Origin of the sequence: Ruegeria sp. A3M17 (genome assembly GCF_003318255.1) — a bacterium.
Classification (GTDB): Bacteria; Pseudomonadota; Alphaproteobacteria; order Rhodobacterales; family Rhodobacteraceae; genus Ruegeria.
The window spans coordinates 1-25696 of the sequence record NZ_QOCF01000009.1 but is presented as its reverse complement, the minus strand read 5'-3'; the positions used below and the strand labels follow the sequence as shown (position 1 = coordinate 25696).

Below are 25696 nucleotides of genomic sequence, written 5' to 3'. Positions count from 1 at the left end.
GTCAATACAAGGGTGGGAGCCGGGCAAAGGTCCATATTATGCGAGTTTTTGATGTTGCGTTGATAGGCGCGGGCCCTGCTGGTTACGCCGCTTTGACCGCCATGCGAGCGGTTTCAGGCTCGGTGGTGGTGATTACAGGTGCTGGATCCGAACCATGTGAGGACGGCCCGGCCAAGATTGTGTCTGTCGCGTACGAACGTCAGCAGCCGGCTTTTATGACTGAACGTACCGATGTATCCGGGGATGCCCCCCCATTATTCGTTGCCGCCGAAGTGGGTGGGCTTGCCAACTATTGGGGTAAACAACTGCAGGTCTACGATAGCGAAGATCCCTGGGGTCAGGGGCGATATCTTGAAACCTGGGCAAATTACACCGCCGCCTGCGAGACCGTGCAAAGTGACCTGCAGGTCATAGGCGGCATCCGGCGCGAACATTTGGGCGATGGGTTGGAAAAAAGCGCGCCGCGCCTTTTGACGGGAACAAAGGACGCCCCGGATATCGGCTTGGGAGCCATGGCGCGGGCCGTAGGAAATCGTCTAAGCGAAATGCCAAATGTCGAAGTCCGCGCAGGCCGCGTGCAACGGATCGAAAACGACCAGAATTGCGTAAGCTTGGAATTGGCGGATGGAACGCGCATTCAAGCCCGCCAGGTGTTCCTTGCTGCCGGGGTATTGGGCACAGCCACCTTGCTTGCGCGCAGCCTGCCACAGATCACCCAGATCGGCTTTTTGGACCACGCGCCATATACGATCAACTGTCTGAGGCTGGCACGCGCGTTGGGATCCCCGCGGAACTACACGAATCGTGGAAATTTCAATGCGCTGACGCTCAAGCGGAAACAGGATGGTCGATGCAGCCTTTTTGCGTCTGTCTATGCCGTGTCGCAAGCCCCGGTAAGCCTTGTTACGACAACCCTGGGCCTGGGTCCGCGTCTGCGCGGTTGGCGCATGGGACGTTTCATTGATTTTGTGCAACCCGTTCGGATCTGGACGCCCAAGACATATGTACAGTTTCGTCTGCAACCTGAGCTTGGTCAGATCGAGGCGACGCATGTGCCGGACCCGGGGCAGGACGAGGGGCTACAGTTCCTACTTGACTGGCTGGGCTCGCATCGCGTCCGTCACAATCTGGGCATTACTGCGCCAGGGCAGGGGTTCCACTACCACAACCTGACCTTTGGGCCGGGCGATGAACCTGTAGATCAGGTGGTTGAGCAGGCCTTTCAGCGGCGCGTGCGTGTTATTGACGCCTCTTGCCTCGCAGAAATTGGCTGCGCGCCGCATACCCTGACCTCCATGGCCCAGGCCTATGGGCGTGTGCGTCACGACATGGCCTCGATCGAGCGTATCAGAGAGGCCATCTAAGGGATTCAGATCTGTTCGACTTTAACGGAATCGACGCGGTAAAACGCGACATAGCCCTCGATCTCGGCCATTGCGGCGACCGGATCCTCATAGCTCCACGCTGCGTTTTCGGTCACCGATGATTTGTTGACGATTGAGAAATGCGTTGCATCGCCTTTGTGCGGGCAATGTGTGACCTTTTCTGTACGGTCCAAAAACGCCATTCCGATATCGGCGCGAGGGAAATAGATCACCGGCTCCAGATCACCTTCCAGCAGCTCCAGTGCATTCATGCTCTCTCCGAGAACCGCGCCGCCGGAACGAACGCTCCATTTACCAGCTGCTTTGCGGATCGTTATGTCTGTCATCTCTGCTTCTTCCCTCGTCTTCAGTACGGATCACTCCTCTGCCCGGTTTATCTGACAGTCCAGTGTCAGATCGGCGCAGTTGCGGCATCCAACCACAATTGAGCGTCATCGCCCAGCCTTGGGCGGACTTTTTCCGCAACGTCGCGGTGATATGCGTTCAGCCACGCGCGTTCTTGTGCCGATAGCATATCGACTACAATCAGCCGCCGGTCAATTGGAACGTATGTGAGCGTCCGCCAATTCAGCATCGCACGCTCGGCGTCTGCGGTGGGCAGCGCCGGGGCCTCTTGCACCACAACAAGGTTCTCGATGCGAATGCCAAACGCACCTTCGCGATAATATCCCGGCTCGTTTGACAGGATCATCCCCGGCTCCAGCGGAACAAGGCTGACTTTCGACAAGCGTTGCGGCCCTTCGTGGACGCTCAGGTATGCGCCAACCCCGTGGCCGACCCCGTGATTGAAATCCTGGCCCGCTGCCCACAAGGGGGCGCGTGCGATGCATTCGATATCCCGCCCGGCCAGCCCGGAGGGCCAGCGCAGCATGGACATATCGATCATCCCTTTGAGCACGCGGGTAAAGCAGGCTTTTTCCTCAACGCCCACTTCTCCGATCGCAATGGTGCGGGTGATGTCGGTTGTGCCATCCAGATACTGACCGCCGCTATCCAAAACCAACAGGTGCCCATTCTCCAGCCGGCTGTCGGTTTCTTCGGTCACCCGGTAATGCATGATCGCGCCGTTGGGCCCGGTGCCCGCAATCGTGTCGAACGAGATATCCTGTAGCACGTTATCCCGGCGGCGGTTTTCCTCTAGCTGCGTGACTACTTGCGTTTCCGCCACTGTGCCCGCGGCCTGTGCATCCAGCCAGCACAAGGTTTCAATAACGGCCACCGCGTCACGAAGATGCGCCTCGGCGCTGCCTGCGATTTCAGCGGGGTTCTTGCGAGCTTTCGGCAGGGCACAGGGATCACCTGCATCCATCATCTTGTCGCTGAGAACGTCAGCTACTGCTTGTGGCAAAGTCCCTAAGTCGACTTGAACCTTGCCGACCAAACCCGCAGCCGCTTCCAGAAACATCTGTGGTTCGTGAACCTGAACTTGGTCGCCCAGATGATCTAATACCCCGGCCAGCTTTTGCGCCGCCATGAACAGATCAACCCGACCATCGGCATGTAAAATGGCAAATCCATGTGCTACCGGGTTATACCCGATATCTGATCCACGAATGTTAAGCAGCCACATGATCGAATCCGGCAATGTAATGATGGCCGCATCACACCCGTTCTGTTTTAGATCCTCCGCCAGCCGTGCAATTTTGCTTGCGGCTGTTTCTCCGGCAAACTCAATCGGATGCGCCTTAGCCGGGTTCAACGGAGCATCCGGCTGATCCGGCCACACCCGATCCACCAGATTGTCACATTGCACAAGATCGATACCGCTCGCGTTCAACTCTTTCTGCAGGCTGGAAATCTGCCCGGCTGCATGCAGCCAGGGATCAAAACCAACCTTGCCGCCATCGGGCAATTGTTCCATGAGCCACGCGCCCAGGCTGGTTTCGGGCCAGGGAACCGGCGTGAAATCCGCCGCAACCTGTGCCTTGACCTGCGTACGATATCGGCCATCGATGAAAACGCCCGCAATATCGGTCAGCACTGCACAGAAACCGGCCGACCCGGTGAAACCCGTCAACCATGCCAGACGTTCATCGCGTGGGGCCACATACTCGCCCTGATGGGCATCTGCGCGGGGGATCAGAAAACCGTCCAGCCTATCCTGCGCCATCTGGGATCGCAAAGCGGCCAGTCTGGGCGGACCCTGTTCCGGACGCGCAGTGACTGCAAAGGACTGAAACATGTGACACCTCTCGCAAACGGGGGCTGTCCCCTTTATCTTTTGAAAAATACTCCTGCCGGAGGCAGGGCCAGCGTCAGCTGGCCCTTTTCATCCCCATCACACGCGCACGTGCCCGAGGATCGCTGTCGAACAAGGCCGCCAGCTGTTCAGTCATCGCACCTGCCAATTGTTCGACATCCGTAATCGTCACCGCGCGATCATAATACCGGGTCACATCGTGGCCGATACCGATGGCCAAAAGCTCGACCAACTTGCGTTTTTCGACCATCCCGATCACGTCGCGCAGGTGTTTTTCCAGATAATTCGCGGGGTTAACGCTGAGTGTTGAATCATCTACCGGCGCACCGTCCGAGATCACCATAAGGATCTTACGCTGTTCGCGCCGCGCAAGCATCCGGCGGTGCGCCCATTCCAGAGCCTCACCATCGATGTTTTCTTTCAGCAAGCCTTCTTTCATCATCAAACCCAAGTTGGGTCGTGCGCGACGCCACGGGGCATCCGCACCTTTATAGATGATGTGGCGTAGGTCGTTCAGACGCCCCGGCTGTTGCGGGCGACCGTCATTCAGCCATGCCTCACGTGCCTGGCCGCCTTTCCAAGCGCGCGTAGTAAAGCCAAGGATTTCGACCTTCACGTTGCAACGTTCCAGCGTCCGGGCCAGAACATCGGCACAGATAGCTGCGATCGAGATCGGGCGACCGCGCATCGAGCCCGAGTTATCCAGCAGCAGTGTCACCACCGTATCGCGGAACTCGGTGTCTTTCTCGACCTTGAAACTAAGGGGCGTCGTCGGGTTTGCCACCACGCGCGCCAGTCGCCCGGCATCGAGAATACCTTCTTCGAGGTCAAACTCCCATGACCGGTTCTGTTGCGCTTGCAAACGGCGCTGCAGCTTGTTCGCCAGTCGGCTGACCGCACCTTTCAGAGGCTCAAGCTGCTGATCCAGATAGGCGCGCAGTCTCTCCAACTCGGCAGGCTCGGCCAAATCCTCGGCTGCGATCTCTTCGTCATATGTGCCAAGGTAGACCTTGTAATCCGGATCGGCCTCGGATGCAGGCGGCAGGGTAGGCGGCTCCATCGGGGCCTCGCCCTCGGGCATCTCGGCCTCGTCGCCCATCTCATCCTCGGCCATCTCGTCCATCGAGACCTGGGCCTGAGATTGGTCCTGCTGCTCTTCCTGCGTTTGCTCGGGTGTCGCGTCGGCGTCCTGTTCGTCCTGATCATCCTGACCGGTGCTGTCAGGATCGGGCTGTTCTTCGGCGTCGTCCTCGGCCTGATCTTCCTGATCTTCGTCCAGCTCGTCCGGGTCATCACCCAACTGGTCGCCGTAACCCAGATCTTTGATCATCTGGCGGGCGAATTTGGCGAATTCGGCCTGATCCGACAGGATTTCCTGCAGGTTTTCCAGCGTCCCGCCGGCTTGCTCTTCGATGAAGCCGCGCCACAGGTTCATGATGTTCTCAGCCGCTGGCGGCAGGTCCCGCCCCGTCGCCAGATGGCGGATCAGATATCCTGCAGCAACCGATAGCGGTGCATCAGCGGGCTGCTTGCACTGGTCGTACCCGCGGCGCAGCGCCTCATGCCCGATCTTAACGTCGATGTTGGATGCTGTGCCGGGCATATCCCGCGCGCCCATCGCCTCACACCTGGCAACTTCCATCGCCTCATAAAGATCCCGCGCCATATCACCCGGAGGGGCATAGCGATTATGGGTCGCATCGTCATGATATCGGCGCTGCAACGCCAAAGCATCCGCCGTACCCCGTGCCAGCAAAACCTCTTCGCGGGTCATCCGCCGAGAAACCTGCGGCAACCGCATCGACTCGCCCGATAGACCCGAGGGATCAACGGTATAGCTCACCGACAGTTCTGGATCGTCGGCCATAACCTTCGTGGCCTCGGCCAGAGCCTTCTTGAACGGATCAGCGGGGTTGTCGTTTGGTTTAGACAATGAACGTACTCCAGATCATTGCTGCCGAGAAGAGCACTAAGCACTCCCAGTGCAGCCGTGTCAGGTGGACATACTGCGACGCCGTCATTTCCGAAGGCGCCGTATTTTTCCAATCTATTTTGTCAAAAAGCCAAGCTGAATCAAGAACTACCCAGATAGATGCTATGACAAAGAAGATTATCACCCCAAGCTCACACTCGCCGCGCTTTCCGGCAGTTCCTCGTCAAAGCACCGCTGATAGAACTCAGCGACTGTCTGGCGCTCCAGCTCATCACACTTGTTCAGGAAGGACAGGCGGAAGGCGTAGCCGACGTCGCGGAAGATCTCGGCGTTTTGCGCCCAGTTGATCACGGTCCGGGGGCTCATGACGGTGGACAGGTCGCCGTTCATGAAGGCGGTCCGGGTCAGGTCGGCGACGGTAACCATCTGGCTGACGGTCTTGCGGCCTTTTTCGGTGTTGTAATGCGGCGCCTTGGACAGAACGATCATCGTCTCGGCATCGTGGCTGAGGTAGTTCAGCGTCGAGACCAGCGACCAGCGGTCCATCTGTGCCTGGTTGATCTGCTGCGTGCCGTGGTAGAGGCCAGTAGTGTCGCCCAGACCAACGGTGTTCGCAGTGGCGAACAGGCGGAAATTAGGGTTCGGTGTGATGATCTCGTTCTGGTCCAGCAAGGTCAGTTTACCGTCATGTTCCAGAACACGCTGGATTACGAACATCACGTCCGCACGGCCCGCGTCGTATTCGTCGAACACGATGGCAACGGGGTTGCGCAGCGCCCAGGGCAGGATGCCTTCGTGGAACTCGGTCACCTGTTTGCCGTCGCGCAGTTTGATCGCGTCCTTGCCGATCAGGTCGATCCGGCTGATGTGGCTGTCAAGGTTCACACGCACGGCGGGCCAGTTCAGCCGGGCCGCAACCTGTTCGATATGGGTCGATTTGCCTGTGCCGTGATAGCCTTGGATCATCACGCGGCGGTTGTGGGAAAAGCCCGCCAGAATGGCCAATGTGGTTTCCGGGTCAAACTTGTAGGTCGGGTCGATCGCGGGTACGCGGTCACTGCGGTCAGCAAAGCCTTTGATCGCCATGTCGGTTTCAATACCGAACACGTCACGGACCGAAATTTCTTCGGTGGGTTTTGCGTTTACGTCGATCGATCCGTCAGCCATTCGCCTTGTCCTTATCCTTTGCCCCGCGTTGCCGGGTTTGAACTCGTGTGTGGTGCAACATATTGCGGGCAAGGGCAAGGGAAAGCCGTGCTGGTAGGAACTTAGGCGGATGTTTCTTTGAAACTGGCCTTATTGATTTTGCACACAATGTCCGTCCTGGTTTTTCAAACCTCGGGCAGCGCGAGCTTTGAAATTAAAACGCCCGGGCATAAGGCCCTTTGGAATATTAACATTGCAATAGAAAAATGTGATAAGTTAAAACTACAATATGCTTATACAAAAGCAGTTCCCGGATTTGTGTTAAACGGTGTATGTTTAAATGTCGCTAGTAATTTCAGGCCCGACTTCTATCTCGATCCCCGGTGGGTCGACCTCTGTTATGCAGCAGTATACCACGACAAAAGCTGTGACTTGGAGTGTGACCGTAACTGGTTCGGGTGGATTGGATCCTTCCGACTACACTGTTTCGATTTCACCCAGCGGAGTTTTGACCGTTGAGCTTACTGAGGGAGCGGACATCCCTCCGAATACGCAACTCTCGGTCTTAATAGGCGCGACGACGGGCAATCCAGGAAACGGTAACAACGCCTTCCTCAGTGTGACAGTCGACCTTCCTGCGGGAACAGTGCCGTGTTTTGTAAAGGGCACTTTGATAGAAACCGAAAAAGGTCCTCGTCCCGTCGAAGAACTGTCGGTTGGGGACAGGGTTCGTGTTTCCAGCGGTGAACTGCTACCCATTCAGTGGATTGGCAAGAAGACCCTTAGCGCGGAGGCGTTGCAGCAAGACCCGCGATTGCGCCCCGTTTGCATCAAAAAGGGAGCGATCGCGGATGCTTTGCCTGACCGCGATTTGTACGTGTCACCGCAACACAGAATTGTTCTGGAAGGGTGGCGCGCCGAATTGTTGTTCGGTGAGCCGAGGGTTTTTGCAGCGGCAATACATCTTGTGAACGACAACACAATTCGACAGGTGTCGTCCAATGAGGCGGTGACGTACTTCCATATTGCCTGCAACCGGCACGCGATTTTGATGTCGCACGGGTTGCCAACGGAAAGCTTGTTTCTGGGTGATATGGCGCTTTTGTCTTTCGGGCGCGGAGATGTCGAAGAACTTCGTGTGCTCTTTCCAGAACGCTTCAGCCGTGGATCCGCCTGGAAACAAACGCGTGTGCGTTGCTTGAAGCGCCCCGAAGCCAAGCTTTTACGGGAAATGCTCGAGCATTAGAATGATCGAGCAATAGATCGACTATCGGAAGTTCCGGCTGTCCTTGATCTGATCCCACGCCCAGACAACCTCTTGCAGCTGCTCTTCCTGGGATCGGTCGCCGCCGTTCATGTCGGGGTGCAGTACCTTGATCAGCTTTTTGTATGCCTTGCGCACCTCGGCCTTGGTCCAGCTGTCATTGGCTTCCAGAATTTCGATCGCACGGCGTTCCGTGGGGGGCAGGCGACGACCGCCACCACCAGTGGTGCGCCCTTTGTTCTGCGTGCTGTTTGCTCCCAGCACCTGATGCGGGTCTTCGATGCCCAGGCGCGCCCATGCGCGCGCTTCGGGATCACCCATCGGCTTGGTCTCGCGCTCCCACACTTTGTCTTTGGATCGCTGCGCATTTAGCTCGGCTTCGGTGGTGCCGTCGAAGAAGTTCCACTTGTTGTTGTATTCGCGGACGTGCTGCTGGCAGAACCAGAAAAAGTCGTCCAGCACGTCAGGGGCCTTGGGTGCACGGAACTTGCCCGGTTCTTCGCAACCTTCGTGATCGCAGATACGCGTCGAGGTTTCAGACGCGCCCGACATTCCGCGACGCCCGCGCGGGTTCTTCTTCTTGGAAGTGGATACGGACATATCAAATCCGAAGGGGTCTGACTTCACCATGTGCTCATCCTTAAGAACGCATCTTTTCGACTCGGAGGCAGCAGTTTAGTCTAAGCAGCCGAAAGTAGAAGAGGGGGGGCGGTAAAATTTTCGCCCGTGAGCAAAAAAATGACTGTTACCGACGAGATCCGAACCTGCCTGATGGCAGCCTTTGAACCGCGTGAGCTGGAAGTCGTGGATGACAGCGAAAGCCACCGAGGACACGCCGGGTTTCAAGAGGGCGGCGAAAGCCATTTCAACGTCCGTATTCGTGCCAGCGCTTTTCAGGGTCAATCCCGCGTCGCCCGCCACCGTGCCGTACATAAGGCACTGGGCGACATCGTGCCCCGCATTCATGCGCTGGCGCTGGATATTGATACCTGAACAGGTGCCTAGGCGACCAGAGAAATCGCCCTGTTAACCGCGATTCCCTGATTTACCGCGCGATAGGTGGGAAAAGGTAGCCGGTGCGTCGCATCAATGTCTCGCTGTATCCACTCTTGCTCTTCCAGGCGGTGAAGCGACGTCGACAGTGCGCGGTCGGAAATGGTGATCAGCCCGGATTTGAGAGTCGAGAATCGTTGGGGCCTGTCGGTCAGTGCCAGAATAGGTGCCGTCCAACTGCGTCTGAGCAACGCGAAATCAGCGTCATCCGGCACGACATTCACGATCCGGCTGGCGATTTCGGCCGCAGATTCCCCCGCTTGGGTTAATCGAAATTCGGGACGCAGCGGATGACCGTGGCCGGGATTCCGTTCCAGAAAACCCAATTGAATCAGGTGGTCAAGGCTTTGGGCAAACGCCGTTCTACCGGCGCTGGTCGCAGCCAGTAGCGGTGCCTGCCGTCCCGGCATGCCTTCATGCATTAACGCCAGAATGTTCAGGGACCATGCGCGGGATGTAAGCTTGACAAGAATCGTTATGTCCATAAAGTATAGTTACTTTAATTTCCGCCAAAAGGATAGTTCAATGCCACTCGTTTCACTGGAAAATACGATCACGATCGCCATGTCCGTGCAAGACAGGCATGTCAGTGCCGAATGGTATCAGGCCAAGCTGGGGTTTGAGCTGATCCACCATATTGACGAAGCCGGATGGAGCGAGATGAAGACCAAAACCAACGGTGTGACCTTGGGTCTGGGTGAGCAGGCCGAGCCTGCGCCGGGCAATACGGTGCCGGTGTTCGGGGTGTCGGATATTGCGACGGCGCGTCAGGCGCTCGAATCCTCGGGCGTCAGGTTCGATGGGGCGACAGAAACGATCGAAGGCATGGTCAGCACCGCGACGTTCTACGACCCGGACGGCAATGCACTGATGCTGGCGCAGGATCTGAGCCAAGCGGCAAGCGCTGCCGAGTAATTCAGCTGCAGGCTATGAAAACACGGAGCAGACCGTTTAGGTCTGCTCTTTGTCCTTTTCGGACAGGTCCGTGGACTTCAGGGTCAATGGAGGGTCCTTGACCTCTTCTGAAATCGGTGCAGGGGCCTGCACTTCTTCTGGTCCGGGCACCGGGTGAGCCATGGGCGCATCATCGCTGTCCTCAACCGGCTCATTCGCCGAAGAAAACTCAGCTGCAACCTCACGCCGAAACACCAGAACATTGCGCCAGTTCACGGTGGAACTGGTCAGGCCTGCCCGTTCCTCGCTGGGCAGAAGTTCCGCACGCTGGTAATCCCAGCCATCCTGCCCCATCTGATTCAGGATCTGTTCGATCGACACTGCAAACCGCCCTTCGGCAGTTTTGACGCCCTTGGCCTTGGTGCCTTTTTGCGGGGCGGGGACAACTTTGTATTCGTAGCGCTGCATCAGATTTTCCTGGTTGCCGATCCCTGGCAATCTAACATGTTGTCGAGTTTCGAACAGTCATCATCGCCCGTTGGGCAAATTCTGTTTTGTCTGTTGCGCCCCGCGCGCGGGGCCGGAAAGGTCCGCGCCAGACGCACCGACCCTGCCGTAGCAGTTTCCTGGACCGAAAGGCTTACGAGCTCAGCTTTTTGCTGACCAACTCATTGACGGCCTTGGGGTTCGCCTTGCCGCCGGTTGCTTTCATGACCTGACCAACAAACCAGCCTGCCAGTTTCGGGTTCACCTTGGCTTTTTCGACCTGCGCCGGATTGGCCGCGATGATTTCGTCCAGCGCAGTTTCGATGGCACCGGTGTCGGTGACCTGTTTCATGCCGCGTTCTTCAACGATCTGCGCCGGGTCGCCGCCTTCGGTGTAGACAATCTCGAACAGATCCTTGGCGATCTTGCCAGAAATGGCGTCTGAGGCGATCAGGTCGATGATCCCACCCAACTGCGCAGGCGAAACGGGCGAGGCGGTGATGTCGTGATCTTCTTTCTTCAGGCGACCGAATAGCTCGTTGATGACCCAGTTTGCGGCCAGTTTACCGCTGCGGCCTTTGGCGACCTCTTCGAAATAAGCAGCCGATTCCACTTCGGCCGTCAGAACCGACGCATCGTAATCCGTCAGACCGAAGGTGTCGATAAAACGCGCCTTTTTTGCATCCGGTAATTCCGGAAGCCCGGCTGCGATGTCGTCGACCCACGCCTGTTCAATCTCCAAAGGCAGCAGATCGGGGTCGGGGAAATAGCGGTAATCATGCGCTTCTTCCTTGGACCGCATCGACCGCGTCTCACCCTTGTCCGGATCATACAGGCGGGTTTCCTGATCGACAGTACCGCCACCTTCGACGATGGCAATCTGACGCCGGGCCTCGACCTCGATCGCTTGCTGGATAAAGCGCATCGAGTTCATGTTCTTGATCTCGCAGCGGGTGCCCAGATGCGAGAAGTCCTGCGTTTCCTGATACTTTTCATAGGCACCGGGTAGGCAGATCGAAACGTTGACATCCGCGCGCAGGTTGCCGTTTTGCATGTTGCCGTCGCAGGTACCCAGATACCGTAGGATCTGGCGCATCTTGGCGATGTAAGCGGCCGCTTCTTCCGGCCCGCGGATATCGGGGCGGCTGACAATCTCCATCAGGCAAACACCGGTCCGGTTCAGGTCGACAAAGGACATATTTGGGTCCATGTCGTGGATTGATTTGCCTGCGTCCTGTTCCATGTGGATGCGTTCAATCCGCACCATGCGTGCAGTGCCGTCGCCCATTTCCACCAGCACTTCACCTTCGCCTACGATAGGCTGGTACAGCTGGGAAATCTGATAGCCCTGCGGCAGGTCGGGATAGAAATAATTCTTGCGGTCAAAGGCCGATACTAGTTTGATATCCGCCTTAAGGCCCAGACCGGTTCGCACCGCTTGTTCAACACAATATTCATTGATCACCGGCAGCATTCCCGGCATCGCCGCGTCCACGAACGCCACGTTCGAGTTCGGCTCGGCCCCAAATTGGGTCGATGCGCCCGAGAACAGCTTGGCATTGGACGAGACCTGCGCATGCACCTCCATCCCGATTACCAGTTCCCAATCGTGCTTGGCCCCGGCAATGGTTTTGGGTTTGGGCATTTCGTATGTCAGGTCGAGCATGGCGCGCCTCATTTCCGCAGAAGTCTAAGCCTGCGTATTAGGCCCGGCACGGCCTAGGGGCAAGGGGGAATCAGTGCCCGGACAGGCGTAAACCCTTCGGAGTAAAGGTCACATCCAATCCGCTGCGCAGCTCATCACGGAACAGATCGCCAATTGCACGTAGGGCATCCCGATGCCCGCGGGCCGCGAACCGTTCGGGTGAATTGATCCGAACACTGTTGTTGAACCCATTTGCTGCATGGGCCCAGATCAGCGGGTGCAGTTCGGTCAGGTGGTCGCGGATCAGCCAGTTTGCAGCCTGGTGTATCTGGCTGCGCACAAAATCTGCCTTGCCGCACTGGCCAGCGCCGTTCTGGATTGTGATGGCACAGTATGCCGACAGCATGTTGACGGTTTGCTGGTCAGGGCGTCGGCGCAGAATATCGTGCATGCCTTCCAGGAAGAAATCGACATCCAGACGCGCGCAGGCCTCTTCGTCCAGGGCAATTGCGTCGAACTGAACCCAAGTATAACCTCCGGCCCCCCAGATGTCCCGGGTCTGGGCCGCCATACGCAGCGCCTGGACCTCAAGCTCGCTATAGCTTCCGAACCAGCGCGGCAGCAGATGGGTGCCCATCGCGCGCATGTGCCGATGGTTAACTGGGTCGAGTTTAATCAACCGCTCGTATTCATCCGCCACCCGCGTGTTGGCTTTACGCTGACCTGCCAAAATTGCGCATCCAGCCGAGGCGACAATGGGGCTGTCCGCTGCGGCCTCGCGACAATTGGGAAGGATTGCAGCTGCCCGATCGAAATGGGCAGCACAGCGGGATTGGTGCAGCGAGGGCAGGGTTGCCTCGTTCGTTGTACCTCGCCATGCCCATGCCATATCAATGTGGGCCAATGCGACAACCAAGGCGATCATCGGGTCGCCCGAATGCGCGCGCATCTCGTCTTCCAATTCGGAAATGCCGTTCATGACATCAAATTCTGATAGCGCTTTGGCGTCAGACAGCGCATGTTCTGCCGCCAGAACCACATCGGCCCGCGCCCCAAACGCCAGCAATTCCGCGACAGGCATGCCGTCGGGTGCAGTTTCCCGTGCGTCGTCTGCTTTGTGCATCAGGTCGGACAATTCCGCCCAGCGATCCTGTCTGGCCAGGAAACGGCCTTTTTCTATCGAGCTGCGCCCAATCTCATCCTGGGCCTGAACATCAGCCAATGGGATGTTCAGTTGCCCTTGGTCTGGCAACACGGGCGAAACAGCCGGGTCAGCGAAATACGCGCCGGATGCAGCGGGAGGAACAATAGAAGATCGGGAACGGGACGAACGGTCCCTAAAAAACCAGAACATGGCGGCACTCGAAACAAAAAAAACAGAAACTTGAGGGTGAGAGCTTTGCCGCAATCGGCTTCGAATTCAAGCTCTTTGGAGGTAATTGGTTAATCTTTGTGTCTAATTGAATTCAAATTCGATTATTGTTTCAAAATGAGACGAAGTGATGACGTTCAACTCGGAAACCGGCCTGTTGCAGGACCTCTTCGAATTCTCTGTGGTGCGGAGACGACTCATCAGGCAGCCGAATCCGCTTGCCGGATGTCAGAACCAGTGAAACGCGCACCGAGAAATCCCAGCGTGTGTCGAAGCGGATATAATCAATGTCCGAACGATCAATTTCGGCCTCACGGGTGCCGGTAAACCAGCGCAGTTTGTTCTGATCAAGAACCAGCCCTGCGCTGGTGTTCTGTGTGATATCCCAAATGGCCGGTAACGTAGGCAGCGCCAACAGCACCACCAGCCACCATGCCGCGTCGAACAGGATCACAAGTGCCAACAAGGCCGCATAGACGCAGATCAGAACACCAACAGTGTGCGGCGCCCGGTTCTGACGCGTAAATTCAAATTCCGTCATGCGTTGAGAATGCGAGAGACCATTTCGGTCGTGTCGCGTGACAGGTCAGGCGTTTCCGCGATGCGGGTCAGCTGCGCGCGGATCAGGTCCTGACGGTCTGCGTCATAGCGTTTCCAGGTCTGGAAGGCCGAACACATCCGCGCCGTGGTTTGTGGGTTGACCGGGTCCAGTTTGATCAGCCAGTCGGCCAGCAACGCATAACCCGCACCATCTGCGCGGTGGAAACCGGCGTGGTTCATGGCCAACGCACCCATCACCGCCCGGAAACGATTGGGGTTTTTCCAGTTGAAATCGGCGTGCTCGGTCAGGGTGCGGGCAATGTCCGCCGTAGCTTCTGGCGAGGCCATCCCGACCTGAAGGGCAAACCACTTGTCCATCACCAGGCGGTCGTGCTGCCATTGTTCGTAGAATGCGGAAAGCTCGGCCTCACCTTTGCTTGCGCGCAGCAGGCAGGACAGGGCGCTCAGCTGCTGCGTCATGTTGCCAGCCGCCGCGTATTGCTCGGCCGCCATTGCCGCACCATCAAGCCGTGAGGTCAGGGCCAATGCAGCATTGCCCAGCGAACGTTTGCCGGCTTGGTCTGCGTCGGGACTGTATGGCGCCTCGATCAAGGTTTCGCTGTGCAGACGCGGTAGAAGATCCTGAACGTGCTGCGCTGTTGCCTGCCGCAGTGTCTCTACCGCTGTCCAGATGGCCATAGGGTCAGGTGTTTCACCCCGGTCGGACAACGCAGCGGCCAGTTCGGATTGCGAAGGCAGACCCAGCATCAGGGCGCGATACGCCGGGTCCAGATTGCCGTCGCGCAGAACGGCCAGCACCCCGTCAAGGTAATCCGCACCCGGCGTTGCGTCTTCGAGGGTCATGCGCAACAGCGTGTCCTGCGCTAATGACCGTCCCGCCTGCCACCGATTGAAAGGATCAATGTCATGGGCCAAAAGGAAGGCGCGTTCGGCATCAGTGTGATCGTGCTCAAGGATCACAGGGGCCGAGAAATCTCGCAGGATTGAGGCCACAGGTTTTGCCGCCAGCCCGGTGAACTGGAAGCTTTGTTCAGTCTCGGTCAGTTCCAGAACCTCGGTTGCGCGCACCTCGTCCCCGTTTTGGCCAAGCAGACCTACCGCGACGGGGATCACTTGCGGCAGCTTTTCGGACTGCCCAGGTGTTTCTTCGGTATGCTGCGCCAATGTCAGCGTATATGTGCCGTCATTCCAATCTTCGCTCACTGTCACGCGCGGCGTGCCAGATTGGCTGTACCAGCGCTTGAACTGGCTCAGGTCGCGGCCGGTGGTGTCCTCGAACACCTTGATCCAGTCTTCAATGGTGCAGGCCTGTCCGTCATGGCGGAGGAAATACAGATCCAAGGCCTTGGAGTAGGCCTCATCACCAACAAGACGTTTCAGCATACCGATGATCTCGGCACCTTTTTCGTAGACGGTCGCGGTGTAGAAGTTGTTGATTTCCTGAAAGCTCTCGGGCCGGACTGGGTGGGACAGCGGTCCGTTATCTTCGGGGAATTGCCGCGCGCGAAGGTCGATGGCGTCCTCAATCCGCTTCACCGGGGCCGAGCGCATGTCTGAGGTGAACTGCGCATCCCGGAAAACGGTCAGCCCTTCTTTCAGGCACAGTTGGAACCAGTCGCGGCAGGTGATCCGGTTGCCGGTCCAATTGTGGAAATACTCATGCGCGATGATCGCCTCGATCCGTTCGAAATTGGCATCGGTTGAGGTTTCGGGGCTGGCCAGAACAGCGGATGAGTTGAAGATGTTCAGCCCCTTGTTTTCCATTGCGCCCATGTTGAAATCGTCCACGGCCACGATATTGAATACGTCCAGATCGTATTCCCGACCATAGACGTGTTCGTCCCACTTCATGGACTTCTTCAACGCTTCCATCCCGAAGGCGCACTTGCCCTCGTCACCGGGACGGACCCAGAGGTTCAGATCGACCTCGCGGCCTGACATTGTGGTGAATTGGCCGGGATGGGTAATCAGATCGCCCGCGACCAGCGCGAACAGGTAGGCGGGTTTGGGCCACGGGTCGGTCCATTCTGCCCAACCTTCGCCTTTGCCCGAGGGGTTGCCGTTGGACAGCAAAACAGGAAGATCACCGTTGATGCGCACAGTGAAGGTGGACATCACATCAGGGCGGTCAGGGTAGAAGGTGATCTTACGGAACCCTTCGGCCTCGCATTGGGTGCAGTACATGCCGTTCGACATATATAGCCCTTCGAGCGCCGTGTTGTTTCCCGGGTCGATCTCAACCTCGGCCTCCCAGATAAACGGCGCATCCGGCGCTGCGAGAGTCAAGCCCTTGTCGGTAATCTCGGAGGGGATTTCAGCACCATCGATGGATGCGCGGATCAGCTTGAGGTCTTCGCCATGCAAGAAGAATGTCTTGTCGCTGGCCTCCGGGTTCGGACGAAATGCGATGCGTGATGTGACGCGGGTTGCGTGGGCGGCCAGATCGAACGTCAGGTGCACGCTGTCCACCAGATAACCAAAGGGCGTGTAGTCTTTCAGATAGATCGTCGTTGGGGCAGCGTCGCGCATCAGGGGCCTCGCATGATTTTGTGTTTGCGCGAACGTATGGGCTGTGGCGGTTGGCTGCAAGCGGTGCGATCCGCGCGCCGGAATGTCCCGATAATTGATTTTGGTAAGTCTTTTTGACCGCGACGCTGCGGCGCACGTTGCCTATCGGAAACTTTCGTCCTAAATGCTGACGGCATACAGTCGTGCACATTCCCGGGAGAAACAAAATGAGCAGCAGACAGGCGCGCAGCGGATTGCAGGTGGATACGGTTCTGGCCGAGTTCATCGAAGATCAAGCCCTGCCGGGTACAGGTGTCACAGCAGATGCCTTCTGGGATGGTCTGGCGCGCATGGTTGCCGAGCTTGGCCCCAAGAACCGCGCCTTTCTGGCCAAGCGGCAGGACATCCAGGGCAAGGTCGATGCATGGCATCTTGAGCGTCAAGGCCAGGACCACGACGCCGAGGCCTATCAGGCTTTCCTGCGCGAGATCGGTTATCTGGTCGAGGAAGGTGCAGATTTCCAGATTGAAACCGCCAATGTCGACCCCGAGATCGCCTCGATCCCCGGACCGCAGCTTGTTGTTCCGATTACCAATGCGCGATTTGCACTGAACGCAGCCAATGCACGTTGGGGCAGTCTGTATGACGCGCTTTACGGAACGGACGCGATGGGTGATTTGCCTGCGGCTGGCGACTACGACGCGGCGCGTGGAGCGCGAGTGATTGCATGGGCCAAAAAGTTTTTGGATGACGCTGTGCCGCTGGCTTTCGGGTCATGGGCTGATGTCTCAGATCTGAGTGTACAGGACGGCGCGCTGATGCCGACTCTGGCCAATCCTAAACAATTTGTAGGTTACGACGGAGATCCGGGCAAACCGGATGCGGTACTGCTCTGCAACAACGGGCTGCACATTCAGATCAGGGTCGACGGACACAGCGTTACCGGGGCCACTGATCCGGCGCATATTGCCGATATGCGTCTGGAATCGGCCTTGTCGACCATCATGGATTGCGAGGATTCGGTCGCTTGCGTCGATGCCGCTGACAAGGTGGTGGCATATGGCAATTGGCTTGGACTGATGAAGGGTGACCTGACCGAAGAGGTGAACAAGGGCAACACGACTTTCACCCGCAAACTTGCCAAGGACCTGAGCTTTACGACGGCATCCGGTGAGACAGGCAGCTTGAAGGGTCGTTCGCTGATGCTGATCCGCAACGTCGGGCATTTGATGACAAACCCTGCTGTGTTGGATGAACAGGGCAATGAGATCGGCGAAGGGTTGATGGATGCGCTCTGCACGACGCTGATCGCCATGCACGATCTCAAGCGTGAAGGTGGCAATTCGCTCCAGGGCTCGGTCTATGTGGTGAAACCCAAGATGCACGGACCGAAAGAAGTCGCGTTCTCGGTCGAGATTTTTGACATGGTCGAAGACATCCTTGGCCTGCCGCGCAATACCGTGAAGCTGGGCATCATGGATGAAGAACGCCGCACGTCGGTCAACCTCAAGGAATGCATCCGCGCTGCGAAATCGCGGGTGGCCTTCATCAACACCGGTTTTCTTGACCGGACCGGGGATGAATTTCACACCTCGATCGAAGCTGGACCAATGCTGCCCAAGGGCGACATCAAGAACACACCCTGGATTGCGTCTTATGAAGATCGCAACGTAGATATCGGTCTGGCCTGCGGCCTGAAAGGCAAGGCACAGATTGGTAAGGGCATGTGGGCTATGCCCGACCGGATGGGTGATATGCTGGAGCAGAAGATCGGCCACCCGAAATCCGGCGCGACGTGCGCCTGGGTGCCGTCGCCGACAGCGGCGACACTGCACGCGACGCACTATCACAAGATCGACGTACTGGCACGCCAAGATGAACTGGCTGCCGGTGGCGCGCGGGGGACGCTGGGGGATTTGCTGACCATTCCGCTGCTGGGCGGTCGAAACCTCAGCGAAGACGAGATCGCCCGCGAGATCGAGAACAACGCGCAGGGCATTCTTGGATACGTGGTGCGCTGGGTTGATCAGGGCGTTGGCTGTTCGAAAGTGCCAGATATCAACGATGTCGGTCTGATGGAGGATCGCGCGACCTGCCGGATTTCATCTCAGGCGCTGGCCAACTGGTTGCACCATGATGTTGTCTCGGAAGGGCAGGTCATGGCTGCGATGAAAAAAATGGCTGCTGTGGTGGATCGCCAGAACGAAAATGACGCAGACTATCGCCCGTTGGCACCTGGTTTCGACGGAATTGCTTTCCAAGCGGCCTGTGATCTGGTCTTCAAGGGGCGTGTGCAACCCTCGGGCTATACCGAGCCGGTTCTTCATGCCCGCCGGTTGGAACTGAAAGCCAGCCTTTAAACCAACAGGAACGATAGGACACGACATGGGAGTTTCCCTCCGCAAAGCCCGCACCATCATCCGAAAGACCCTTGAAAAGGGGCACGAAATGGAGCTGAAACCCCTTTCCGTCGTCGTTCTTGATGCAGGCGGCCACGTGATCGCATTTGAACGCGAAGACGACGCGGCCCCCGGTCGGTTCGCAATTGCGCATGGCAAGGCCTATGGCGCAGTGATGCTGGGCATGGCTGGCACCGCGCAGATGCAGCGGGCCGAAGCGCAGGCCTATTTCATGGCAGCTGTGAATGGCGTCTATGGCGGGCAGGTCGTGCCAGTTCCGGGTGGTGTGTTGCTTCGCGACAAAAAGGGCGTAGTTATCGGTGCGGTCGGCGTGACCGGCGATACGTCCGACAATGATGCCGCAGCGGCATTGGCCGGGATCGAAACTGCCGGCCTGACTGGCGAGATCTGAACCTGATGACTGGCGGAGAGCCTTTTGGGCTCTCCGACCCAATGCGATGTTCGTGCAAAGCCACAAAAACAAGCAATGGCCAAAGTACCAGACAAAGCGCGATCATTTTCCAACATGTGCACAGTTGAACAAGAGCTTGCGCTGACACGCAGGGCCTGTGCTATTGCGCGCTGTTCTTGCTGTCGATAGTTTTTGGAAAGCAAACAGAAAACGCAGGAACGCAGCATGTCTCGACCCGTCGTCGGTATCATCGGCAACTCGTATTTGATGAATGATCAATATCCGACCCATGCCGGTGGGACGATGAACTCGGACGCGGTTGCGAATGTGTCGGACTGTCTGCCGTTGCTGATCCCAGCCGATCCGCGCTATGTCTCGGTCGATGAGCTGCTTGAGGTCTGCGACGGTTTTCTGCTGACCGGCGGGCGCCCGAATGTCCACCCCGAGGAATACGGCGAGTCCGCGACCGAGGCCCATGGTGAATTTGACAGGGCGCGCGATGCGATCACATTGCCGCTGGTGCGCGCCTGTGTGGAACGCGGGCAGCCCTTCTTTGGCATCTGCCGAGGGTTCCAAGAAGTCAACGTGGCGATGGGCGGGACACTATACCCGGAAATCCGAGAGCTGCCGGGTCGGATGAACCACCGCATGCCGCCTGATGGGACCCTGGAAGAGAAATTTGCCCTGCGTCATGTCGTTGCGCTGAACGAGGGCGGTGTATTCCACCGCCTGATGGGCGCGACCGAAGTGATGACGAACACCTTGCACGGGCAGGGGATCAAATCGGTTGGGCGTCGGGTTGTGATTGATGGTCAAGCCCCCGATGGAACGCCCGAGGCTATATTCATTCAGGACGCGCCCGGATTTACGTTGTCAGTGCAATGGCACCCGGAATGGGACGCCGAAAATGATCCCGTGTCCCGCCCATTGTTCAAGGCGTTCGGCGCTGCTGTTCATGCATGGGCAACCGGTTCGGATAGGGCGCTAGTTCAACAAACCGCATAACTCCTGCGCCGATCCGGGAGGAAGGGTCCGGACCGGCGCAGCGCGATCAAACCAGCAGATTGAACTGATTGATCAAAGGCAGGGTGCGCGCTCGCTCACCCGTCAGGTCAAAAAGGGCATTGCCAAGGGCCGGCATGGACGGGGGAGTCCCCGGTTCGCCAACGCCGCCCATGTGCTGGTTGGTTTCCAGAATTTTCACCTGGGTCACCGGAGCATTGTGCATCCGCAGGGCGTCGTAGTCGGGGAAGTTGTACTGTTCGACCTCACCGTCCGAGAATGTGATCTCACCCATCACGGCCGCCGACAGGCCATAGATCATGCCGCCGAACATCTGCGCCTCGACTGTGCCGGGGTCCAGGGCCAGACCGACGTCACAGGCGATCCATGCCTTGGCGATACGGATAGTGCCATCCTCATCGACGACCTCGATCACCTGAGCGACCGGCGTGCCAAAGCTATAGGTCATCGCCACACCGCGCCCGACACCGTCCGGGGTTTCTCCGGTCCAGCCGGACATCTCTTTCACGGCCTGCAGACAACCTGCCGATGGCGCGTGCTCGGCTTTGGCCAATTCCAATCGGAACTCCAGCGGGTCGCGGCCAGCGGCATGCGCCATCTCGTCCATGAAGGTCTCATGGAAGAATCCATTGTGGCTGTTCCCGACTGAACGCCAAAAGCCGACGGGAATATCCAGATCGGCGATGTGCCCGCTCATGCGATAGTTGGGCACCGCATAGGGTTGGTTAAAAAACCCTTCGACCAGCACTTTGTCGGGTCCGCCAGCCGGCAAGCCGGTATAGCGCTGAACCGCTTGTTGCGTGCAGGATTGCGCCGCGACCTTGCCGTCAATCAGAACGGCTTGACCGTCTTTGACAGCACCGCGCATACGGGCCATCGCACCGGGGCGGTAGTAGTCGTGGCGCATGTCCTCTTCACGGCTCCAGGTGGTCTGGACAGGAACGCCGGGCATGGCCATCGCGACCTTTGTGGCGATCTCGCCAAAGTCCAGCTCACCCCGGCGGCCAAATCCCCCACCCAGATAGGTGGTGTGGATTTGAACGGCCTCTTTATCCAGGTTGGCCGTGTTGGCCGCGCGTATTTGGACAAGCGTCGGGGCCTGATTGCCGCACCACAGTTCCAGCGCCGAGCCTGTGAACAGCGCGGTGGCGTTCATCGGCTCCATCGTGGAATGGGCCAGATAGGGCACTGTATATTCGGCAGTGATTTCGGTGGCGCCGTCGGGCAGAGTGTCAACATCCCCGTCATCGCGCATGGTCGAATTGGGGGACGTGTCGAAGGATTTCGCGATTTCCGCAAATACAGCGTCAGTTTCAGGCGGGTAGGGGGCGTCGCCCCAGTCCACATCAATCGCCTCGACGGCCTGAATGGCCAGCCATGTGTTGGTGGCAATCACAGCCACGCCGTTGCCCAGATCAACCACCTTTTCCACGCCCGGCATCTGTTCGGCCGCGCTGGCGTCAAAGCTCTTCATCTCACCGCCCAGCTTGGGATTGATGCGGACAGAGGCAAACTTAAGACCCTCCGGGCGCACGTCGATCCCGAACTCAGCCGTTCCGGTGGATTTGCCGACCACATCCACACGCGGCAGGTTCCGCCCCAGCAAGCGCCAGTTTGACGGATCGCGTAATTCGACTTCCGGCGGTTCAATCTGACCGGCAGCCTCGGAAAGCTCAGTATACGGAATGCGCGTCCCGTCCGGTGCAATCACCGTGCCGTTCTCGGTTTTCAGTTGCGTACGATCCACGCCCAGACGGTCAGCTGCGGCCTGTTTCAGCGTTTCGCGCGCGGTCGCACCCGCCTCGCGCATACGCTCGAACCCGTCCTTCATCGAGGTCGAGCCGCCGGTAACTTGCAGGCCCAGTGTTCGGCCTAACACACCCAGCGCTTCCCCCAGATTGTGCTGGAAGTCCGAGATGTCATAACCCTTGTTCGGCAAGCCTTCTCCAACCAGGGCCGAGTTGTAATAGGCCGCTGCTGCGGGGCCGTGCAGAACGCGGACCTGGTCCAGCTCCACATCCAGTTCTTCGGCGATCAAGGCTGCCCAAGTGGTCCTGACGCCTTGCCCCATCTCGGCGCGAGGGGCGAACAGGGTGACGCCTTGCTGATCAATCAGAACAAAAGGGCTGAGCGCGGTTTCGCCCTTAGCTGGTCTCAGCGGATTGGCGGCCGGGCGGCTGACGTAATAGGCGCCGAATGCCACGCCGCCGACAATCGCGGCCGAGCCGATCAGGAACGTACGGCGGAGGATTTTTCCAACAGATGCCATCGTTTATGCCTCTTTCAGCTTGGATGCCGCGTCGTGGATTGCAGCGCGAATGCGGGGGTAGGTGCCACAGCGGCATAAATTGCCCTGCATGGCATCGTCGATATCGGTATCCGAAGGCGCAGGGTTCTCGGCCAGCAGCGCCGCGGCTTGCATGATCTGGCCCGACTGGCAGTAGCCGCATTGCGCCACCTGATGATCGACCCAGGCCTGCTGAATCGCGGCCATCGCGTCCGGGGAGCCAATGCCTTCAATCGTGGTCACATCGCCCCATACATCCGACAGCGCCACTTGGCACGAACGCACAGCCTCGCCGTCAATGTGCACGGTGCATGCCCCGCAAGCGGCCACGCCGCAGCCGAATTTGGTGCCAGTCAAGCCGACCTCATCCCGTAGAACCCAAAGCAGGGGGACGTCATCGGGCAGGTCAACCTGATGTTGCTTTCCGTTGATCTTAAGGGCGGTCGCCATGGCGCACCTCTCGTAGCTGTGGCTGGTTTCTGACATAATTGATTAAAAGTGTCAGTGTGTCAATTGACAAAATGGACAGAAACTGTCACCAGTTCAAGGATGGCAGACGTAGCAGACGATACACGGCAACAGGCGATCCTGGACTCGGCGTTTCGGGCCTTTGCGACTTATGGATTCCGCAAGACCTCGATGGATGACATAGCGCAGGGCGCAGGGATGTCCCGTCCGGCAGTGTATCTGCATTTCAAAAATAAAGAGGCGATCGTTACTAAACTAACCGAGCTCTACTATGCAGCGAAAAGCGTTGCAGTGGCCGCGGCGCTGACCAAACCGGGCTCGGTTTCGGACATTTTCAAGGGCGCGGTTCAAGCCCAAACCGAGGGGATGGCGACCATCCTTGCATCCCCACATGGGCTTGAAATGTTGGATACGACCAAATCCATGTCGTCAGAAATCATATCGCAAGGCGAGGCTAAACTTGCGCGCCTATATGCCGAGTGGCTGAAGCGCGAAGATCAGGCTGGGCGAGTCTGGTTGCAGATGGAGGCAGACGAGACGGCCAAAACGATAACGGCCACTCTGAAAGGGCTGAAGGCAAGCGCTATTGGCGCGGAAGAATATGAAACCCGTGTTGCCCAGTTTGCCGCTCTGGTAGGAGCGGGGCTAGAAGTCAGGTAACGCGCTGGCGCACCTTGAATTCTGGTGCATCCCACAGGCGGTTCTGCATGATGTCCGCCAAGATTTCGACTGCATTTTCAACATCCTGCTCATCAATGTACAGCGGCGTGAAGCCAAACCGCATGATGTCAAGCGCGCGGAAGTCTCCGATCACGCCGCGGGCAATCAGGGCCTGCATGGCGGCATAGCCGTCGGCAAATCGGAAAGACACCTGACTGCCGCGCTGGGCGGGATCGCGCGGGCTTGCCAGTTGCAGATCGGGGCAGGCGGCTTCGACACGTTTGATGAACAACTCGGTCAATTCAATGGATTTGGTCCGCACGTCCTGCATGTCAGCCATATCCCAGATATCCATCGCCGCAGACAGCGCGACCATCTGAAGGATCGGAGGCGTACCGACACGCATTCTTTCGATCCCGTTGCCAGCGCGATAATCCAGATCAAAGGCAAAAGGCGCCTCGTGGCCCAACCACCCGGACAATGCGGGGCGCACCTGTTCCGTCAGGCGCGGGGCGACATAGATGAATGCGGGCGCACCCGGCCCGCCGTTCAGGTATTTATAGCTGCACCCAACCGCGAAATCTGCATTGCATGCCGCCAGATTGACGGGAATCGCGCCAGCTGAATGGGCCAGGTCCCAGACTGTCACTGTGCCGTTTGCATGGGCAAGTTCTGTCAAAGCATTCATGTTGTGGATCCGGCCCGAGCGGTAATCCACCTCGGTCAGCATCAAAACGGCTACATCCTCAGTCACATTGTCAGCTACGTCTTCCGGTGCGACGACGCGCAGTTCATATTCCGGCCCGAGTGAGCGAAGCAGGCCATCCACCATATAGAGGTCGGAGGGAAAGTTACCACTGTCCGAAAGTACGACCTTGCGATCCGGGCACAATTCAAGCGCTGATGCAACGGCCTGGTAGACCTTGATCGACAGGGTGTCGCCGGTGACGATACTGCCAGGTTCTGCGCCAATCAGCCGTCCGATGCGGTCACCCAGGCTGATCGGCAACGCCATCCACCCCGCCTTGTTCCAGCCGGTGATCAGCATCTGCCCCCATTCCTGAACCATCATGTCACTGACCCGATCGCCGGCAGCGCGGGGCAGCGGTCCAAGCGAGTTTCCGTCCAGATAAACGACGCCTTGGGGAAGGTTGAACATGGCTTTGGTCGCGGCAAAGTCGGTCATCGTTTTCTCATCATTATGTGGACAATTATTGATGCAAAATGGCTATCTGATCCAAAAGCGGCTGTCCATCATCGAGGACCCTCTCTGCAACCATGTCCGGGCGCGCGCCGATTGCATGGCTGCGACCAACTGTGATTTTGCTATTTCCAACGAAAAGCGGTAGGTCATCGGGCAAAAGCGACACTTTGCCCTGCCCGAATACGAAAGACTGCCCGACATGCAAAAAATCGACATCCCACCGGTGTGGCTGCTGGGCTTTGCTGTGGTTGCATGGCTGCAGGCGCGGCATATGCCGATGGGGCTGTCGCTCGACAACGGGTTTGTTGATTTGCTCAGCGGTGTTCTGATCGGTGGCGGTGTTATCATGATCGTTCTGGCCGCAGCCGAATTTCGCCGTCATCGCACCACGATTATCCCGCATGAAACGCCTACATCGCTGGTGCAGTCAGGGATCTTCAAACGTAGCCGAAACCCCATATACGTGGGCGATGTGCTCATCCTGTCCGGCCTGATCCTGCGGTTTGATGCCATAGCGTCATTGGTTCTGATTCCAATATTCGTATGGCTTCTGGAACGTCGTTTCATCGTGCCAGAAGAGGACAGAATGCGCAGAATTTTTCGCGCCGACTTTGCCCGATATGAACGCCAAACCCGCCGATGGATATGAGGTGATGTGGTAATAACACAACGTATTAATGCTGCGCTTGCGAAATAATGTTGCGCAGGATACACCTTTGCTTAACAAACAATACCGACCACCCGCTCGGTCAGAGTGAAAATTAGGGGGACTGCCAGTGAAGATAGGCACACCGAG

General features: G+C 57.9%; 23 protein-coding genes. 9 read left to right on the top strand and 14 right to left on the bottom strand.

All coding sequences use genetic code 11. The annotated features are described in order from the left end of the window. Window positions 1-38 precede the first annotated feature (38 nt). Entirely contained in the window at window positions 39-1364 is a 1326-nt protein-coding gene (locus DS906_RS05750; protein ID WP_113789275.1) for a hypothetical protein, read from the top strand. Window positions 1365-1369: 5 nt separating this feature from the next. Here the strand turns inward: DS906_RS05750 and DS906_RS05745 are convergent, their stop codons facing one another. The 4 genes from DS906_RS05745 to cobS all read right to left on the bottom strand — a co-directional run bounded on the left by DS906_RS05745 (window position 1370) and on the right by cobS (window position 6685). Continuing rightward, window positions 1370-1711: a DUF427 domain-containing protein gene (locus DS906_RS05745; protein WP_113789274.1), complete on the bottom strand. Its 342-nt coding sequence runs from the start codon at window positions 1709-1711 to the stop codon at window positions 1370-1372. A 65-nt stretch (window positions 1712-1776) separates the two neighbouring features. After that, window positions 1777-3567, bottom strand: coding sequence for an aminopeptidase P family protein (locus DS906_RS05740; RefSeq protein WP_113789273.1), 1791 nt, complete (start codon window positions 3565-3567; stop codon window positions 1777-1779). 73 nt (window positions 3568-3640) lie between these two features. Further along, window positions 3641-5518, bottom strand: coding sequence for a cobaltochelatase subunit CobT (cobT, locus tag DS906_RS05735; protein ID WP_113789272.1), 1878 nt, complete (start codon window positions 5516-5518; stop codon window positions 3641-3643). Between the two features lie 180 nt (window positions 5519-5698). Then, window positions 5699-6685 (bottom strand): cobaltochelatase subunit CobS, encoded by a 987-nt coding sequence (gene cobS / locus DS906_RS05725; RefSeq protein WP_058274350.1) that lies wholly within the window; start codon window positions 6683-6685, stop codon window positions 5699-5701. A 319-nt stretch (window positions 6686-7004) separates the two neighbouring features. Here cobS and DS906_RS05720 point away from each other — a divergent pair, with 319 nt between their 5' ends. Continuing rightward, window positions 7005-7910 (top strand): Hint domain-containing protein, encoded by a 906-nt coding sequence (locus DS906_RS05720; protein WP_113789270.1) that lies wholly within the window; start codon window positions 7005-7007, stop codon window positions 7908-7910. Window positions 7911-7931: 21 nt separating this feature from the next. Here DS906_RS05720 and DS906_RS05715 read toward each other — a convergent pair whose 3' ends face one another. Beyond that, on the bottom strand, window positions 7932-8558 hold the full coding sequence (locus tag DS906_RS05715; protein ID WP_113789269.1) for a J domain-containing protein: 627 nt from the start codon (window positions 8556-8558) through the stop codon (window positions 7932-7934). Window positions 8559-8666: 108 nt separating this feature from the next. Here DS906_RS05715 and DS906_RS05710 point away from each other — a divergent pair, with 108 nt between their 5' ends. Then, entirely contained in the window at window positions 8667-8921 is a 255-nt protein-coding gene (locus DS906_RS05710) for a BolA family transcriptional regulator (protein ID WP_058279592.1), read from the top strand. Between the two features lie 8 nt (window positions 8922-8929). Here the strand turns inward: DS906_RS05710 and DS906_RS05705 are convergent, their stop codons facing one another. After that, window positions 8930-9466 carry a winged helix-turn-helix transcriptional regulator gene (locus DS906_RS05705; RefSeq protein ID WP_113789268.1) on the bottom strand — a complete coding sequence of 179 codons (537 nt, stop codon included), beginning with the start codon at window positions 9464-9466 and terminating at the stop codon, window positions 8930-8932. Between the two features lie 40 nt (window positions 9467-9506). Here DS906_RS05705 and DS906_RS05700 point away from each other — a divergent pair, with 40 nt between their 5' ends. Next, a complete protein-coding gene (locus tag DS906_RS05700) occupies window positions 9507-9896 on the top strand; it encodes a VOC family protein (RefSeq protein ID WP_113789267.1) in 390 nt (129 codons plus the stop codon). A 36-nt stretch (window positions 9897-9932) separates the two neighbouring features. Here the strand turns inward: DS906_RS05700 and DS906_RS05695 are convergent, their stop codons facing one another. The 5 genes from DS906_RS05695 to pepN all read right to left on the bottom strand — a co-directional run bounded on the left by DS906_RS05695 (window position 9933) and on the right by pepN (window position 16468). After that, window positions 9933-10343 (bottom strand): DUF4177 domain-containing protein, encoded by a 411-nt coding sequence (locus DS906_RS05695; RefSeq protein WP_113789266.1) that lies wholly within the window; start codon window positions 10341-10343, stop codon window positions 9933-9935. A 172-nt stretch (window positions 10344-10515) separates the two neighbouring features. Then, entirely contained in the window at window positions 10516-12027 is a 1512-nt protein-coding gene (gene gatB / locus DS906_RS05690) for an Asp-tRNA(Asn)/Glu-tRNA(Gln) amidotransferase subunit GatB (RefSeq protein ID WP_113789265.1), read from the bottom strand. A 70-nt stretch (window positions 12028-12097) separates the two neighbouring features. Then, a complete protein-coding gene (locus tag DS906_RS05685; RefSeq protein ID WP_233494694.1) occupies window positions 12098-13261 on the bottom strand; it encodes a hypothetical protein in 1164 nt (387 codons plus the stop codon). Window positions 13262-13490: 229 nt separating this feature from the next. Then, window positions 13491-13919 carry a hypothetical protein gene (locus DS906_RS05680; protein ID WP_113789263.1) on the bottom strand — a complete coding sequence of 143 codons (429 nt, stop codon included), beginning with the start codon at window positions 13917-13919 and terminating at the stop codon, window positions 13491-13493. Continuing rightward, window positions 13916-16468: an aminopeptidase N gene (gene pepN, locus DS906_RS05675; protein WP_113789262.1), complete on the bottom strand. Its 2553-nt coding sequence runs from the start codon at window positions 16466-16468 to the stop codon at window positions 13916-13918. Before pepN ends, DS906_RS05680 begins: the two co-directional genes overlap by 4 nt. A 206-nt stretch (window positions 16469-16674) precedes the next feature. Between pepN and DS906_RS05670 the strand changes: the two genes are divergently transcribed. From DS906_RS05670 to DS906_RS05660, 3 genes are all read left to right on the top strand, one after another. Beyond that, window positions 16675-18807, top strand: coding sequence for a malate synthase G (locus DS906_RS05670; RefSeq protein WP_113789261.1), 2133 nt, complete (start codon window positions 16675-16677; stop codon window positions 18805-18807). A 25-nt stretch (window positions 18808-18832) separates the two neighbouring features. Then, window positions 18833-19258: a heme-binding protein gene (locus DS906_RS05665; RefSeq protein ID WP_113789260.1), complete on the top strand. Its 426-nt coding sequence runs from the start codon at window positions 18833-18835 to the stop codon at window positions 19256-19258. A 225-nt stretch (window positions 19259-19483) separates the two neighbouring features. Then, on the top strand, window positions 19484-20263 hold the full coding sequence (locus DS906_RS05660; RefSeq protein WP_113789259.1) for a gamma-glutamyl-gamma-aminobutyrate hydrolase family protein: 780 nt from the start codon (window positions 19484-19486) through the stop codon (window positions 20261-20263). A 46-nt stretch (window positions 20264-20309) separates the two neighbouring features. Here the strand turns inward: DS906_RS05660 and DS906_RS05655 are convergent, their stop codons facing one another. Continuing rightward, window positions 20310-22550, bottom strand: a complete 2241-nt coding sequence (locus tag DS906_RS05655) for a xanthine dehydrogenase family protein molybdopterin-binding subunit (RefSeq protein ID WP_113789258.1) — start codon at window positions 22548-22550, stop codon at window positions 20310-20312. Between the two features lie 3 nt (window positions 22551-22553). Beyond that, window positions 22554-23018: a (2Fe-2S)-binding protein gene (locus DS906_RS05650; RefSeq protein ID WP_113789257.1), complete on the bottom strand. Its 465-nt coding sequence runs from the start codon at window positions 23016-23018 to the stop codon at window positions 22554-22556. 99 nt (window positions 23019-23117) lie between these two features. Here DS906_RS05650 and DS906_RS05645 point away from each other — a divergent pair, with 99 nt between their 5' ends. After that, window positions 23118-23696, top strand: a complete 579-nt coding sequence (locus DS906_RS05645) for a TetR/AcrR family transcriptional regulator (RefSeq protein ID WP_113789256.1) — start codon at window positions 23118-23120, stop codon at window positions 23694-23696. On the opposite strand, the gene kynU is transcribed toward DS906_RS05645, so the two are convergent. Next, window positions 23689-24882 carry a kynureninase gene (gene kynU, locus DS906_RS05640; RefSeq protein WP_113789255.1) on the bottom strand — a complete coding sequence of 398 codons (1194 nt, stop codon included), beginning with the start codon at window positions 24880-24882 and terminating at the stop codon, window positions 23689-23691. The genes DS906_RS05645 and kynU overlap by 8 nt on opposite strands. Window positions 24883-25099: 217 nt before the next feature. On the opposite strand from kynU, the gene DS906_RS05635 reads away from it, so the two are divergent. Further along, window positions 25100-25549, top strand: a complete 450-nt coding sequence (locus tag DS906_RS05635; protein ID WP_113789254.1) for an isoprenylcysteine carboxylmethyltransferase family protein — start codon at window positions 25100-25102, stop codon at window positions 25547-25549. The last annotated feature ends 147 nt before the right edge of the window (window positions 25550-25696 follow it).